12 protein-coding genes and 1 pseudogene are annotated in these 15189 nt (G+C 66.3%); 6 read left to right on the forward strand and 7 right to left on the reverse strand.

Features of this window, described 5'->3' with window-relative positions; translation table 11 throughout:
* Window positions 1–95: 95 nt before the first annotated feature.
* From WDM24_RS09140 to WDM24_RS09150, 3 genes are all read left to right on the forward strand, one after another.
* Window positions 96–1145, forward strand: coding sequence for an aldo/keto reductase (locus WDM24_RS09140; RefSeq protein ID WP_338830933.1), 1050 nt, complete (start codon window positions 96–98; stop codon window positions 1143–1145).
* The gene (locus tag WDM24_RS09145; RefSeq protein ID WP_338830934.1) at window positions 1142–1996 is read left to right on the forward strand and encodes an amidohydrolase family protein; all 855 of its coding nucleotides are present in this window, start codon (window positions 1142–1144) and stop codon (window positions 1994–1996) included. Before WDM24_RS09140 ends, WDM24_RS09145 begins: the two co-directional genes overlap by 4 nt.
* A gap of 110 nt (window positions 1997–2106) precedes the next feature.
* A complete protein-coding gene (locus WDM24_RS09150; RefSeq protein WP_338830935.1) occupies window positions 2107–4446 on the forward strand; it encodes a Tex family protein in 2340 nt (779 codons plus the stop codon).
* A gap of 116 nt (window positions 4447–4562) precedes the next feature.
* Here the strand turns inward: WDM24_RS09150 and WDM24_RS09155 are convergent, their stop codons facing one another.
* Window positions 4563–4973 carry a DUF1127 domain-containing protein gene (locus tag WDM24_RS09155; RefSeq protein WP_338830936.1) on the reverse strand — a complete coding sequence of 137 codons (411 nt, stop codon included), beginning with the start codon at window positions 4971–4973 and terminating at the stop codon, window positions 4563–4565.
* Between the two features lie 476 nt (window positions 4974–5449).
* On the opposite strand from WDM24_RS09155, the gene WDM24_RS09160 reads away from it, so the two are divergent.
* The 3 genes and pseudogenes from WDM24_RS09160 to WDM24_RS09170 all read left to right on the forward strand — a co-directional run.
* Window positions 5450–5971: a hypothetical protein gene (locus WDM24_RS09160; RefSeq protein ID WP_338830937.1), complete on the forward strand. Its 522-nt coding sequence runs from the start codon at window positions 5450–5452 to the stop codon at window positions 5969–5971.
* 147 nt (window positions 5972–6118) lie between these two features.
* On the forward strand, window positions 6119–6811 hold the full coding sequence (locus WDM24_RS09165; RefSeq protein WP_338830938.1) for a response regulator transcription factor: 693 nt from the start codon (window positions 6119–6121) through the stop codon (window positions 6809–6811).
* Between the two features lie 427 nt (window positions 6812–7238).
* Window positions 7239–8174 (forward strand): annotated as a pseudogene (locus tag WDM24_RS09170) (sensor histidine kinase); the annotation flags it as partial.
* 997 nt (window positions 8175–9171) lie between these two features.
* Here WDM24_RS09170 and WDM24_RS09175 read toward each other — a convergent pair.
* Genes WDM24_RS09175 through WDM24_RS09200 form a run of 6 tightly spaced genes read right to left on the reverse strand, consistent with a single transcriptional unit; the run spans window position 9172 to window position 15184 of the window.
* The gene (locus tag WDM24_RS09175; protein WP_338830940.1) at window positions 9172–9798 is read right to left on the reverse strand and encodes an FMN-dependent NADH-azoreductase; all 627 of its coding nucleotides are present in this window, start codon (window positions 9796–9798) and stop codon (window positions 9172–9174) included.
* A 9-nt stretch (window positions 9799–9807) separates the two neighbouring features.
* Window positions 9808–11382, reverse strand: a complete 1575-nt coding sequence (locus WDM24_RS09180) for an isochorismatase family protein (RefSeq protein ID WP_338830941.1) — start codon at window positions 11380–11382, stop codon at window positions 9808–9810.
* Between the two features lie 18 nt (window positions 11383–11400).
* Window positions 11401–12249 (reverse strand): MBL fold metallo-hydrolase, encoded by an 849-nt coding sequence (locus WDM24_RS09185; protein WP_338696959.1) that lies wholly within the window; start codon window positions 12247–12249, stop codon window positions 11401–11403.
* 51 nt (window positions 12250–12300) lie between these two features.
* Window positions 12301–13191 carry an amidohydrolase family protein gene (locus WDM24_RS09190; RefSeq protein WP_338830942.1) on the reverse strand — a complete coding sequence of 297 codons (891 nt, stop codon included), beginning with the start codon at window positions 13189–13191 and terminating at the stop codon, window positions 12301–12303.
* Window positions 13188–14306 (reverse strand): vWA domain-containing protein, encoded by a 1119-nt coding sequence (locus tag WDM24_RS09195; RefSeq protein WP_338830943.1) that lies wholly within the window; start codon window positions 14304–14306, stop codon window positions 13188–13190. Before WDM24_RS09195 ends, WDM24_RS09190 begins: the two co-directional genes overlap by 4 nt.
* On the reverse strand, window positions 14303–15184 hold the full coding sequence (locus WDM24_RS09200; RefSeq protein WP_338830944.1) for a MoxR family ATPase: 882 nt from the start codon (window positions 15182–15184) through the stop codon (window positions 14303–14305). The genes WDM24_RS09195 and WDM24_RS09200 overlap by 4 nt, the downstream gene beginning before the upstream one ends.
* Window positions 15185–15189: the final 5 nt, after the last annotated feature.

Here is a 15189-nt window from a genome sequence, read left to right on the forward strand (position 1 = left end):
GTCCGCGTGCCGGTCGCCATGCGCGTCGGCTTGTGTTCAGCACGGCCGCAGGGCTAGTCTGCCTGCAAGCAAGAAGACTGCAGGGAGCCCTCGCGATGAACCAACCTCAATCCTCACATGCGGCCCCTGTGTCAGCGCTGCCGCGCCGCAGGCTCGGCCGCACCGGGCTCGATGTCTCCATCCTCGGTTTCGGCACCGCGCCGCTCGGCGATCTCTTTGCGCGGCTCGATGACACCACCGCGATTGCGGCGGCGGAGCGGGCGTTTGCGCTTGGCGTCAATTTGCTGGATTCCTCGCCGCTGTATGGGCATGGCCTCGCCGAGCATCGCTGCGGCACCGCGCTGCGCCGGGTGGCGCGTGACGACGTCGTCGTTTGCACCAAGGTCGGGCGCTGGATGGACCCGTTCCACGGCCGCGGCGACGGCTCGAATTTCGCCGGCGGCCAGCCGCATCGCGCGGTGGTCGATTATTCCTATGACGGCACGATGCGCGCGGTCGAGCAATCGTTGCTGCGGCTTGGGACCGATCGCATCGACCTGCTCTTGATCCACGACGTCGACGTCTGGACCCATGGCGCTGACGCGATCGAGGCGCGGTTTCGCGAGGCGATGGAAGGCGCCTATGTCGCGCTCGACAAATTGCGCAGTGAGCGCGTGGTCAAGGGCATCGGGATCGGCGTCAACGAGGCCGAGATGTGCGTGCGCTTCGCCAAGGCGGGTACGTTCGACACCATGCTGCTCGCCGGCCGCTACTCGCTGCTGGAGCAGCCGGCGCTCGCCGAGTTCCTGCCGCTGGCGGAGAAGCAGGGCATCGGCATGATGCTTGGCGGCGTGTTCAATTCCGGCATCCTGGCGACCGGCGCGGTTGCCGGCGCCAAGTATAATTACAAGGACGCGCCACCCGACGTGATGCGGAAGGTCGCTGCGATCGAGCGCGTTTGCCGCGCCCACGGCGTTGCGCTGGCGACCGCCGCGCTGCATTTCGCGCTGGGTCATCCGGCGGTCGCAAGCCTCGTGCTCGGCGCGCAGACACCGCAGGAGGTCGAGCGCAATGTCGCCGCGCTGTCGGCCTCTGTCCCCGCCGCGTTGTGGCGTGACCTGAAAGCCGAGAGGCTGCTCGATCCGAATGCGCCGGTGCCGGCATGATGCGGATCGACGCTCATCATCATGTCTGGACCCTGGCACGCGCCGATTACGGCTGGCTGACACCCGAACGCGGACCGATTTACCGCGACTTCGGGCTATCAGATCTGATGCCGCATCTCGCCGCAGCCGAGATCGATGGCACCATCCTGGTGCAGGCCGCGCCGACCGAGGCGGAAACTGCGTTCATGCTCGACGTTGCCAAAGGCTCCGATCTGGTGCGGGGCGTGGTGGGCTGGATCGACTTCGATGCCGACGACGCGGCGACGCGGATCGATGCGATTGCCGGGCGCGAGTTGCTGGTCGGCCTGCGGCCAATGGTGCAGGACATCGCCGACGACGACTGGCTGCTGCGCCCGGAACTGGCGGCGCCGCTCGAGGCCATGGCCCAGTACGGCCTGGTGTTCGACGCGCTGGTGCTGCCGCGCCATCTGCCAAGGCTCGTCCAGGTGGTCGATCGCCATCCGGACCTGCAATTCGTGCTCGATCATTTCGGCAAGCCAAATCTCGCAACCGGCGACATCGCGGCCTGGAAGGACGACATCGCAAGCCTTGCCGCGCGCGCCAACGTCGTCTGCAAGCTGTCGGGCCTCGCGACCGAGGCGGCGCCGAACTGGCAGGTCGCCGATCTCCGCGAGGCCGTGGACCATGCGCTCGCATCTTTCGGGCCGCAGCGCATGCTGTGGGGCAGCGACTGGCCGGTCGTCAATCTCGCCGGCGGCTATGCGCGCTGGTTCGCTGCTGCGGAGAGCCTGCTGGCTGATTTGTCAAGTGAGGCAAGAGCTGCGATTTTCGGCGGCAATGCGGCGCGGGTCTATTTGTCAAGCCGCGGGCGGCGCACATCCCGGAAATAGATTGCGCGAGGTGCCAAATTTGATCCACAGCGCGCCTTGATGAATCATTCCGGGATGGTTCATAAGCGGCGTCCGCGCCATCAGCGGCGCGACGATTCAGAGAGACGAGCGTGGCAAAGATTCATCATCAGATTGCGCAGGAGCTGGGGGTTCGCGACGAGCAGGTCGAGGCGGCGGTGACGCTGCTCGACGGCGGCGCCACGGTGCCGTTCATCGCGCGATACCGCAAGGAGCTTACCGGCGCGCTCGATGACACGCAGCTGCGCACGCTGGAAGAGCGGCTGACCTATCTGCGCGAGCTCGAGGAGCGCCGCACCGCGGTGCTCAATTCGATCCGCGAGCAGGGCAAGCTCGACGCCGCACTCGAAGCCCAGATCATGGCCGCCGACAGCAAGGGCCGCCTCGAAGACATCTATCTGCCGTACAAGCCGAAGCGCCGCACCAAGGCCGAGATCGCCAAGGAGGCCGGGCTCGAGCCGCTCGCCGATCTCCTGCTGACGCAGCCGCAAAACGATCCCAACGAGGCCGCTTCTCCCTTCGTCGATGCCGAGAAGCAGGTCGCCGACGTCGCCGCCGCGCTGGACGGCGCGCGCGCCATCCTGGTCGAGCGCTTCGCCGAGGACGCCGATCTGATCGGCGCGCTGCGCGAGGAGATGTGGTCGAACGGCATCATGGCTTCGACCGTCCGCACCGGCAAGAAGATCGAAGGCGAGAAGTTCAAGGACTATTTCGATTTCTCCGAGCCGCTGCCGAAACTGCCGTCGCACCGCATCCTGGCGCTGTTCCGCGGTGAGAAGGAAGAGATCCTCGACCTCGCGATCAAGCCGGAGGCCGAGGCGCCGGCTGTCGGCGTGCCCGGCATCTACGAGCTGAAGATCATGAACCGCTTTGCGGTCTCCAACCAGGGCCGCAAGGGCGACAAGTGGTTGACGGAGACGGTGCGCTGGGCCTGGCGCACCAAGATCCAGATCCATCTCAACATCGATCTGCGGATGCGGCTGTGGACCGCGGCCGAAACCGAGGCGGTGCGCGTGTTCGCCTCGAATTTGCGCGATCTGCTGCTCGCCGCGCCGGCCGGCGCGCGCGCCACCATGGGCCTCGACCCCGGCTATCGCACCGGCGTCAAGGTCGCGGTGATCGATGCGACCGGCAAGGTGGTGGCGCATACGGCGATCTTTCCGCACGAGCCGCAGCGGCGCTGGGACGAGGCGCTCGCCATTCTCGGCAAGCTCGCGATCGAGCACGGCGTCGAGCTGATCGCGATCGGCAACGGCACCGCCTCGCGCGAGACCGACAAGCTTGCCGCTGAGCTGGTGAAGCGGCTGCCCGAGCGCAAGATGACCAAGATCGTGGTCTCCGAGGCCGGCGCGTCGGTCTACTCGGCCTCTGCCTTCGCCTCGAACGAATTGCCCGACCTCGACGTCACCATTCGCGGCGCCGTCTCGATCGCGCGGCGGCTGCAGGATCCGCTGGCCGAGCTCGTCAAGATCGATCCGAAGGCGATCGGCGTCGGCCAGTACCAGCATGATCTCGGCGAAGCCAAGCTCGCGCGCTCGCTCGATGCCGTGGTGGAAGACTGCGTGAACGCGGTCGGCGTCGATGCCAACACCGCCTCGGTGCCGCTGCTCTCGCGGGTGTCGGGCATCGGCGCGGGGCTGGCGCAAAGCATCGTGCAGCACCGCGACGCCAACGGCCCGTTCAAATCGCGCAAGGCGCTGAAGGAGGTGCCCCGGCTCGGGCCGAAGGCGTTCGAGCAATGCGCCGGCTTCCTGCGCATCAGCAGTGGTGAGGACCCGCTCGATTCATCCGGCGTGCATCCGGAAGCCTATCCGGTGGTGCGCCGCATCCTCGAGGCGACCAAGAGCGACATCAAGGCGCTGATCGGCAACGCCGACATGGTGCGCGGGCTCAGGCCGCAATCGTTCGTCGACGACACGTTTGGTCTGCCGACCGTCACTGACATTCTGCGCGAACTGGAAAAGCCCGGCCGCGACCCGCGCCCGGCGTTCAAGGCGGCGGTGTTCAAGGAAGGCGTCGAGGAGGTCAAGGACCTCAAGAAGGGCATGATCCTCGAAGGCACCGTGACCAACGTCGCGGCCTTCGGCGCCTTCGTCGACATCGGGGTGCACCAGGACGGGCTGGTGCATATCTCGGCGATGTCGAAGACCTTCATCAAGGACCCGCGCGAGGTGGTGAAGCCCGGCGACATCGTCAAGGTCAAGGTCCTGGACGTCGAGGTTGCGCGCAAACGCATCGCGCTGACGCTGCGGCTTGACGACGAGATCGGGCCGAAGAAGGACAATGCAGGACCGTCCCGCGATTTTTCGCGCGGCTCGGCCAAGATGACGTCTGCGGCTCCGCGCAAGCCGGCCGAGCAGTCCGGCGGCGGCGCGCTCGCAGAAGCGCTACGCCGCGCCGCCGAGAAGAGCGGGCGCGGCAAGCCGACCTGAGCCGCGTTGGCGTCATCCGCCACGTCACGGCGATAGAAAAGGGGCGGATCACGCTTCGTTGATCCGCCCGGCGGCCAGCCACTCAATGTGCAGAGCTGGTGGTGACTTGCCATCAGTTACATCACACCACGAGACAGCCATAGATATGTCGTGCCTTCTCTGAGCCTTTCAATGGCTCGGCCGACAACGATGCAGTCGATCTCACCTTGTGTCAGGCCGATATCCATCAGCTCCCTGTCGCTGAGATCGCGCAAACTGACTCGCGACCTCGCGCGTTGGCGCCAATTTCGGAAGGCGCGCCAATATCCCTGGAGCAAACCCAGGAGGCGCCGCGTCGATGCCACCGGTGGTCCAGCCGCTTCCTTTTCCGAGAAAGCGTCTCTTAGCGCTGCGATGGAGGCATCGGGGCACGCCTCGGTCAAGGCATCGCCGGTGGTGTCTTTCACCAAAGCGATGGCGGGGTCGAGGCGCAGCCCTGCGGCATCGCGCCCGGTCTCGGGGGTGAGGTTCGTCTGTTGGGGTGGCATCGAATGCTCCTGCTGTTGTGCCGGCAGGGAGCATGGCCAAACAAAAGGCCCCGTCCGATGCCGGCGGGGCCTGGTGAAAAGATCGCGTCGTCGAATTCCTAGCGCACGACTCCTTCCACGGCCCAGCGAGAGTGGGTCATGTTTTTACGGTTCGCGATGCGCACGACGTTGATCATGAAGCCCAGTTACCACGGAGATCGCACATAATCAAGGGGTGTGCCGGTGCCGCGCGCATCCTCAAGGCGAGCGCGCCTGACGTGAACGCGAAGTCCGCCCTGGCTCCGAGATCGTCTGGTGGTTTGATTCGGACACTTGAAGGTCGCCTTGCGCAGAGAGCTCGCGTGCCAATCCTAAATCCGGCGTCAGAATCTGGCGCATTTGTCAGTTGAAGTCGGGCATCGGCTTGCGTCTTCTGAGCGTCCTCTGCTTGCGGCGATGAGAGGTTCGCCGCGGTCCCAATCAGGGAGGATATCTCGATGAAGAACAGGCTGTTCACGTTTCTCACGGCGGTGACGCTCGCTGCCAGCGTTGCGCTTGCACCGGTCGCCTTCGCCAGAGGCGGCGGTGGACATGGCGGTGGCGGCGGTGGTCACGGCGGTGGCTTCGGTGGCGGCCATGGCGGTGGCTTTGCTGGCGCCATGGGCGGCGGCATGCGTGGCGGCGGAATGGGCGGAATGCATGGCGGTGGTTTCGGCGGCGGTATGCGCGGTGGTGGCGCGGCGTTCGCCGCGATGGGCGGCGGCGGGCATTTTGCCGGCGGGCGCGTTGGTGGCCCCCGGTTCGTCGGTGCGCCCGCAATCGGCCCGCGATTTGCCGGCGCCGGAGTCCACGGCGCGCGCTTCTTCCATCATGGCGGCTTCCGCCACCACCGCTTCCATCGCTTCGCGGTCTTCGGCGCGCCCTACGTTTACGCCGGCGGCTATTACGATGGCTGCTGGCGCAGGTCGTGGACGCCGTACGGGTTGCAATGGGTCAATGTGTGCGGGGACTATTGGTGATCGCCCAACCAACCGCACCGTTGTCGCGGTCGTCGCCAGGCGTTCCATCCAGCCCCGGAATGGGATAGTCTGGCGGCGGCCGTCGCGGGGCGGGCGCCCGGAGAGTTGAGAACTCCAAGAGTTCAAGAAGACTCGGAGTTCAAGATAATGACCGGAGCACACCGCCGCATTCTCGTCGTCGAGGACGATCCTGAGACCGCCGGTCAGCTCGTCGAGGAGCTCACCACCAGCGGCTACGATGTCGACCTGGCGGCGAACGGCCGCGAAGCGCTGAGCCAGGGTGCGGCGCGCGATTATGCCGTGATCACGATCGATCGCATGCTGCCCGACATCGACGGTGTCACGGTGATGCGCCAGATGCGCGACGACGGCATCGCGGTGCCGTTCCTGATCATCAGCGCGCTCGGCGAAGTCGACGACCGCGTGCGGGGCTTGCGCGCCGGTGGCGACGACTATCTGGTCAAACCGTTCTCCTTTGTCGAGTTGCTGGCGCGGCTGGAGGCGCTGGGCCGCCGAAGCGAGACCGTTGCCAAGGAGACCATCCTGCGGGTCGGCGACCTCGCGGTCGATCTGATCGCGCGGACGGCGAGCCGGCGCGGCCGCAAGATTCCGCTGCTGCCGAAGGAGTTCCAGCTGCTCGAATATCTCGTGCGCAACGAAGGCCGCGTGGTGTCGCGCGCGATGCTGCTGCAGCATGTCTGGGACCTGCACTTCGATCCCTCGACCAACATCATCGACGTCTATGTCGGACGGGTGCGCCGCAAGGTCGACGATCAGCAAGCCTACCCGTTGATCCATACGATCCGCGGCATCGGGTACTGCCTCCGTGCTCCTGGCTAAGACCCTCAAGTCGTCGACCTTCCGCCTGGCGCTAATCGCGATCGGCGCGTTCGGCCTGATCGTCTCGGCGATCTTTGCCTATGTCTACTGGTCGACGCTGTCCTATGCGCGCGATCGGGCCGATCGCGCCATCACCGTCGAACGGGCCAGCCTGCACGATGCCTATGTGCGATCCGGGCGCGACGGCCTGGCCGCGTTGATCGCGCAGCGGATCGCGGACAGGGGTTTTGCCGATCACGTCTACCTGCTGGCCGGTCCCGGCTCCGCGGTGCTCGCCGGAAATCTCAGCCAATGGCCCGAGGGCACTGCGCAGCGGGGATGGGTGGAATTTCGCGCGCCGCCGCCGCCGTCGCTCGCTGCGGGAACCACGCTGGTGCGAGCCGTGACGGAAACCTTGCCAAACGGCGATCGCCTGCTGGTCGGCCGCGACATCGGTGATCTCGACGGCTTCATGGCCCAGATCAGGGCCGCCGGCATCGCCGTTGTCCTGCTCATCATCGTGCTCGCGGCCGTCGCCAGTATCGGGGTGACGCGGCGAACCGTCGGCCGGATCGAGTCGATCAATGCGACCAGCCGCGCCATCATGCTCTCCGGGCTCGACCAGCGCATCCCGCTGCATGGCAGCCACGACGAATGGGATCGCGTCGCCGAGAATCTCAACCTGATGCTAGATCGGATCCAGACCCTGATGGGAGACGTCAAGCAGGTCGGCGAGAACATCGCGCACGATTTGCGCACGCCGCTGACCCGGATGCGCGGCCGGCTCGAGAAGGCCTACCACGCTCCGCGCAACGGCGAAGGCGATGCGGCGCTGATCGGCGATACCATCGCCGATCTCGATGCGGTGCTCGGAATGTTCGCGTCGATCACGCGGATTTCCGAGATCGAGACGCGGGCCCGCAAGGACGCCTTCCGCACCGTCAATCTCGTCGAGATCGCAGGCGAAGTGGTCGAGCTCTACGATGCCGCGGCCGAGGAGGTCACCACGCATCTCGAGCTTGCCGGCGATGCCGCGGTGCTGGTCACCGGCGACCGCGACCTTTTGTTCGACGCGATCGCCAATCTCGTCGACAACGCCATCAAGCATGGCCGCCCCGGCGGACAGGTGACCGTGACCTGCGACAACGACGAGGGCGGCGCGGTGATTGCGGTGGCCGATGACGGCCCCGGCATTCCACCCGGCCAGCACGACCGCGTCTTCAAACGCTTCTACCGGCTCGAGCAGAGCCGCTACACGCCGGGCAACGGCCTCGGCCTAAGCCTGGTCGCGGCGGTCGCCAGCCTGCACGGCGCGCGGATCGAATTGCGCGACAACGCACCGGGACTGTTGTGCAGGCTGTGTTTTGCCGCTGCAGAAACGTAGGGTGAGTGCGGAGTATCGTACGTGAGGTGAGCACGCCCCCAAGGCTCCCTCTCCACGCAACCGGGGTCTACCCCGGTTGCGCATTGTAAATTTGCGCAGGTCGGGCAGGCCCGACTTGCGGCGGGAGAGGGTGGGGAGAGGGGTGGCCCCGGGCGAACTGATCGATGAGTGCGACGCTTTCGTAACCTGTTCGCTTGTTGCCGTGACGGACACGGAGAGAGCACGTCGTGTGGCACCCCTCTCCCTAACCCTCCCCCGCAAGGGGGGAGGGAACCCTGCCGTTGGTGGCTCCCTCACGCGCGCGTGCCACTGAGTTGCCCGACGGCGCAAGCCCCCGCAACAAAAATATTTCGCTTTATCAGAAATACAACTCGGTGTATGGTTCGCCCGTCTCACCCGATCGAGGGGCGCTGCGCATCGTCACGAGCGTTGCGGTGAGATGCGGTGGACGCTGATTGCGCAGTCGACGAATGCGCGTGACGCGGACGGTGAAGTCGTGTGGTCCTGACGCCCTAGTGGCCGGTATCCTCTCGCAAAACGCGTAAGCGTTTTTGCGAAAGCGGTGACAAACAAGCCAAGTCTCGCCGGGGAGAGCACGAAGTAAGCCGTAACCCATCGCGCAGGGAAAGCCGGGTTGTTCCCGGTTACACCTGTGGTCCTACCCCCGAGCTTTCTACCTTTTGCTCGGGGCCCATGGGTGCGATCGGCACCCGGCTTTCCCTGCGCCCTCTGCTTGAGGAGGGCGGAACGAAGAGCAAAGCTCGGACGATTCATGTCGCGAGAATGCGAAGCTGCGTCCCCATCCACACTGTCATCGCCCGGCTCGACCGGGCGATCCAGTACGCCGCGGCCTCCCGGCTCAAACACCGGCGTCTCTGGAATACTGGATCACCCGCTTTCGCGGGTGATGACACCGCGATGCTTGATAGTGAATCGGATAATCACGCCGGCGTCATTGCCGCATTCGTCGGATTGACGCTGCGATCGGTCTCGTTGATCAAAACCGCCCCGCCATCTCCGCGAGTCTCCGGTGCGCGGCTTCACGGGCCACGCGGATCGGCTCGGTGGGGCCGGTGGTCGGGCCGATCGGCACGAAGCGCACGTCGCCGATGCCGATGAAGCGCAGCGCCTCGCGCAGATAGGGCGTCGCCATGTCGATGCGGCCGCGGTTCATGCCGGTGACGAAGTCGCTGCCGCTGGCGATGATCACGATGGTCGGGCGATCCTTGAGCAGTGGCAGATAACCTAACGCCGGATCGAAGCTGAAGGTCAGCCCGGGCTGGATGATGACATCGAGCCATTGCTTGAGCTTGTAGGGAATGCCGAAATTCCACATCGGCGTCGAGATCAGCACGCGATCGGCGAGCGACAGCCGCAGCGCGAGGCGCTCGGCAACTGCGAAAGCGTCGTGCTGCGAATTGGTGAAGCTCTTGCCGCCGGTCCGGGCGTACTTAGCCTCGAGCAGATAGCCCTCGAACTCCGGCAACGGCTCGCGCCAGAGGTTCATCGCGTCGATCTCCCAGTCCGGCCGCGCCTGGCGGAAATGGTCGAGAAAGACGCGCGCACCATCAGCCGATTCCGAATCGGCCCGGGGGGAGCAGGCGAGGTGCAGCAGTTTTGGCACCGCGCCTCCTCAGCCGAGCGCCTTGATGACGGTGTCGGCGTTGGTCACGACGGAGACGTTCTGCAAGGCAAAATTGATCGCGGCGTTGTGCCAGTCGGCATTCATGGTCGAGCAGCAATCCTCCGGCACGATCATGAAATAGCCCTTGTCGGCGCCGGTGCGCGCGGTGTGCTCGACCGACATGTTGGTCCAGGCGCCGGTGTTGATGATCATGTCGCGGCCGGTCGCCTTCAGGATGGTTTCGAGCCGCGTGCCTTCCCAGGCGCTCATCCGCATCTTCTCGACCACGAAGTCACCCGGGCGCGGCTCGAGCCCCGAGACCGGCGCTGCGCCCCAGCTGCCGCGCACCATCGCCTTGCTGTCGACCAGTCCCTCGAACAGCGGCGCGTTGAGTGTCACACCTGGCGCGCCCGGCTCGACCACGAACCAGACGTGGATGATGGCGACGCCGCGGGCCCGCGCGGCCTCGGCCACGCGGCGGACATTCTCGACGACATGCTGCTGGCGGGCATGCGCGGGCGCGCCGGACTCGGCGAACGCGCCGCCGTCCATGATGACGTCGTTCTGCATGTCCTGGATGATCATCGCGCAGCGCTTCGGATCGAGCTGCATCTCGCCGGCCGCGAGATTGGGCGCGGGCGTCGTGGACGATGCCGCGCCCGGCCCGCCACGCCTGCCGCTCATATAGGGCTCATGCCGTGGGCCGACCTTGGTCGGAATCGCATAGACCGAATGGGTCGCGGTCAGATACAGCGTGCGGAAATCGGCGCCGCCCCAGGCGAGGTTGGCGACCAACTCGGGCAGGCGGACCTTGCCGAGCAGATTGCCGTCAGGCGAATAGACCCAGACGCCGCCCGGCGCGGTGACCCAGACATTGCCGCGCTGGTCGCACTTCATGCCGTCGGGCAGGCCGGGCTCGAGCTCGGAGCGGATGCCGCTCGCGAACACGCGCGGATTGGCGAGCGAGCCGTCGGCGCTGACGTCGAAGGCGCGGATCACAGCTTGCACGGTGTCATTGACGTAAAGGATGCGCTCGTCGGGCGAGAAGCACAGCCCGTTCGGCTGCTCGAACAGAGTGCGGTCGATCAGCAATTTCGGCGCACCACCGCCGGGGGGCACGCGATAAACGCCCTGGAAGCCGAGCTGGCGCGGCCGTTCGACGCCATAGACCGGCATCCGGCCGTACCATGGATCGGAGAAATAGATCGCGCCCGAGGAATGCACGCAGACGTCGTTCGGACTGTTGAGCTCCTGGTTCTCATAATGCGAGGCCAGCACCTCGCGCCGGCCGTCCGGCCGCTCGCGGATCAGCGACGACGTCGCGTGCTCGCAGACGATCAGGTTGAGCTCGGCGTCATAGGTCATGCCGTTGCACTTGTTCGACGGACGCTTGACCTCGACGACACCGCGCCGCGCATCCCAGCGCCTGCGCACATCGCCGGGCATGTCGGAGAACAGCAGGAAGTGCTCGACCGGATGCCAGATCGGGCCCTCCGTGAAATCGAAGCCGGTGCCGACCTGGCCGACCGGCGCATAGGGATCGATCAGTTCGTCGAACTCGGCGCGCAGCGTGACATGCGTCATCGTGACAGGCCTCTTTGCCTATGCCGGGAACCAGTTGCGCTGCGGCAGGCTCTGCACCACAGGCCCGGGCACCTGGTCGTGCAGCCGGCCGACCACTGCGCCGCCCTCGATCTTGGCCGGGCGATCATGCACCGGCAGCAGATAGCGCGAGCTACTCAGCAGCTTCTTGATCGCAGCCTTCTCGGCGCGCTTGCTGGTGCCGTGGTTGCCGGTGGTGCGCGGCTCGGCGTCGTGGATCTCGTTGAAGGGGGTGACGATCTGGTCGTTGAAGTCGTAGATCACGTCGCCGCAGATCGTCGCGATGCCGTCGGCGGTGTGGACGTGGATGTTCATCGAGCCTTCGGTGTGGGCGTTGGCGGCGTCGCAATAGACGCCCGGCATCAGCTCGACCGGACCGGTGATCTCGAGGTCGAGGAAGCGCAGCGCGCTCTTGGTGTGCAGGCGATCGATCAGATGCTTGATGTCGGGCGCCGGATATTGCGGGTGCATCAGGCCGGAGACGGAATATTCCAGCTCCTTGCGGTTGACGACGACGGTCGTGTTCATCGGGAACAGGTCGTCCTTGCCGGCATGGTCGATGTGCAGATGGGTGTGACAGACGAAACGGACGTCGCCCATCCGCACCCCGTGGCGGGCGAGCTGGTTCTCGATCATGTTCTCGTGAAACTGGAGGCCGCGCATGCCGAGCGTCTCCATGATCTGGTTGGAACGGTAGCCGGTGTCGACCAGCACAGGGTAGGGGCCGCCGAGGATCAAAAAGCCAAGCGTCAGCACGCGGCGGGTGCGGCCGCAATTGTGCCCGAGCACGAGGAAGCTCGATTCCAGCTCGATATCGCCATAGTCCAGGATCTTGATCTCCAACGGCATCTCGCTCCCTCCCAATTCGTGTTCATCGTTATGTCCGTGCTCGCAGCGCGCCTATGGCCCGAGCCGATAGACCCGCGCCGCCGTTGTGCTGAAGATCGCCTCGCGCTGCTCGTCGCTGAGCCGTGCGGCCGCCGCCTTGAAGGCGTCGACGAGATCGCGGTAGGTGGTCCACAGCTTCTCGATCGGAAAGTTCGAACCGAACAGGCAACGGTCCGCGCCGAAGATCGCGACGGTGTCGATCACGATGCCGGCGATATGCGCGGCATCGTTGCGATGGATGAAGGTGCCGAGCCCCGACAGTTTCGAAACCACGTTCGGGCAGCGCGCCAGCCGCGCCATGCCGGCGCGCCAGGCGGCGCGTCCCTGCGGCGACAGATCCTCCAGCATGCCGGCGTGCTGCAGGATGAACGTCACGTCAGGGCAGGCCGCGGCGAGGCCGGCGGCATCGGCCATCTGCGACGCGAACACCTGCAGGTCAAAACTCCAGCTATAGTCGGCGAGGTGTGCGACATTGCGCCGGATCACGGGATCGGTGCAGAGATCGGGGCGCGCGGCGAAGCGATAGAGCGGGTTGTCGTGCCAGTGCAGCTGCATGCGCACGCCGCGCACCAGCGGATAACGCTTCAGGCGATCCAGTTGCGGACGGACGTCGTCGACGGAAAAATCGGCATAGGCGACGAGGGCATGCGGCCAGCCGTGCCGGTCGGCGGTCTGCTGCACCCAGGCCGCCTCATCCTCGAACTTTCCGTTCGGCCAGTTGGTCTGGACATAGACCGAGCGGGTGACGCCGGTGTCTTTGAGATCGTCGAGATATTCTTCGATCGGATAGTCGCGGCGGATCGGCTCGTAGGGGCCGAAGATGCGCGGCTGCATCGGGCCGGACAGCCAGGCGAGATCGGCCTGGCGCCAGATGTGATGATGTCCGTCGACAATGCCAGTCACGCAGCTCTCCTTGTTCCGAGCGACAGCAGATGCGCGACCACCGCCGCGCTCGATCCGCCGTCCACGAGATCGTCGACAAAGCGCTGGATCGCAATCAGCGCCTCGGTTTGCGGCGTGAAGCCGGGCGAGGTCGCGAGCGGCGTCAGCCAGCTGATGCGCCAGGCCCGGCGCGACAGCTTTGCGACGGCATCGCGTAGCGCGGCCGGATCGCCGCGCTCCAGGCCGTCGGAGACGATCACGACCGCCGCGCCGCGGGCATATCCGCCGAACCGCGGCACGGCGAGGAAGGCCTGTAGCGCGTCGCCGATGCGGGTGCCGCCGTCCCAGTCGCTGACCAGGAACGAGGCCGCATTCAGCGCCTGCTCGCGGCGCTTCAGCCGCAGTGCCGGGGTGACGCGGGTCAGTCTTGTGCCGAAGGTGAAGACCTCGACATTGCCGGCCGATTGCACCAGCGCATGCGCGAGCCTCATGTTCTCTTCGGTGCGCGCCTTCATCGAGCCGGAGACGTCGATCAGCAACAGCATCTTGCGCGGGCGCTGGCGGCGGCGCATGCGGCCGAGCCGCAGCACCTCGCCGTCATTGCGGATGCTTTCACGTAGAGTGCGGCGCAGATCGGCGAACGGGCCGCTGCGTGCGCGCCGCCGCCGGTGGCCACGCCGCCGCGGCAGCCGCTTTGCCGCCTCGCGCGACAGCTTTCGCAGCGGATCGCTCGTCGCGGTCTGGGCAAAGCGGCGTTCGACCAGCGCCTCGGCGCGCGCCGCGGCAAGGCCTGACTCATTGCCCTCGTCGGCGAGCGGCGGCTCGTCCTCGCCGCGGCCTTCCTCCTGCAGGCGGACGGTTTCGTCGTCCTCGCCCTCGGCCTGCTCGATCGCCTCGGCGCCGCGGAAGTGGATGTCGAACAGCCGGTCGTATGTCGCGCGGCGCTCCGGCGGTGGCGCCAGCGTCGCAAGCCCGGCCTGGCGGATGTGCTCGAGGCTCCTTGGCCCGAGCAGTTCGATCGCAGCGAGGAAACTCGTCGTCTGCTCCGGCGCGACCAGGAAGCCATTGGCGCGCAGCAACGCGACAAAGGACACGAAGATCTGCGCGGCGCGCGGCAGCCTGAGATCGTCGCTCACGCGGCTGCCTCCGCGATCAATGCATCGAGCCGCGGTGAGATGAAATGAAGATCCTCCTCGTCCTTCAGCGCAACGCCGATCGAACGCCTGAAGGCATCCGGCCAGCGCGCGCCGCCCTTGTGCAGCAGGGTCGCAGCCTCCGCCCAGTCGACCGCCTCGGCAATGCCCGGCGCCTTGCTCAGCGGTTCGCGGCGCAGCCGGCCGACGGCGGCGACCACAGCGCGGGCGGTAGCTTCGGCGACGCTGGAGGCGCGCATCATCACGATCCGCGCCTCGCGCTCGGCGTTCGGATAGTGGATCCAGTGATAGACGCAGCGCCGCCGCAGCGCCTCGTGCAGGTCGCGGGTTCGGTTCGAGGTCAGCACGACGACGGGATGCTCGGCGGCGCGGATGGTGCCGCGCTCGGGGATCGAGATCTGGAAGTCAGAGAGGAATTCGAGCAGGAAAGCCTCGAACTCCTGGTCGGCGCGGTCGATTTCGTCGATCAAGAGCACGGTTGCGTCGGGGGCCCGCAGCGCGGCCAGCATCGGACGTTCGATCAGGAAAGAATCGCCATAGATGTCGATGCTCTCTTCGCCGGCCTGCCGGATCGCCAGCATCTGGCGCGGATAATTCCACTCGTAGAGCGCGGCGGCGGCGTCGATGCCCTCGTAGCATTGCAGGCGGATCAGCCGGCGGCCGAGCACGGCGGCGATCGCTTTCGCGGCCTCGGTCTTGCCGACGCCCGGCGCACCCTCGAGCAGCAGCGGCTTGCCGAGCGCGAGCGAGAGATAGGAGGCGGTCGCGATGCCGTCGTCTGCGAGGTAATAGGCCGCGCGCAACGCCTTCTCCAGCGCCTCGGGGCTGTCGATGCCGACGATGTTGCTGCGGACCGGCATGGAGC

Origin of the sequence: Bradyrhizobium sp. 27S5, from assembly GCF_037217225.1 — a bacterium.
Lineage (GTDB): Bacteria > Pseudomonadota > Alphaproteobacteria > Rhizobiales > Xanthobacteraceae > Bradyrhizobium > Bradyrhizobium septentrionale.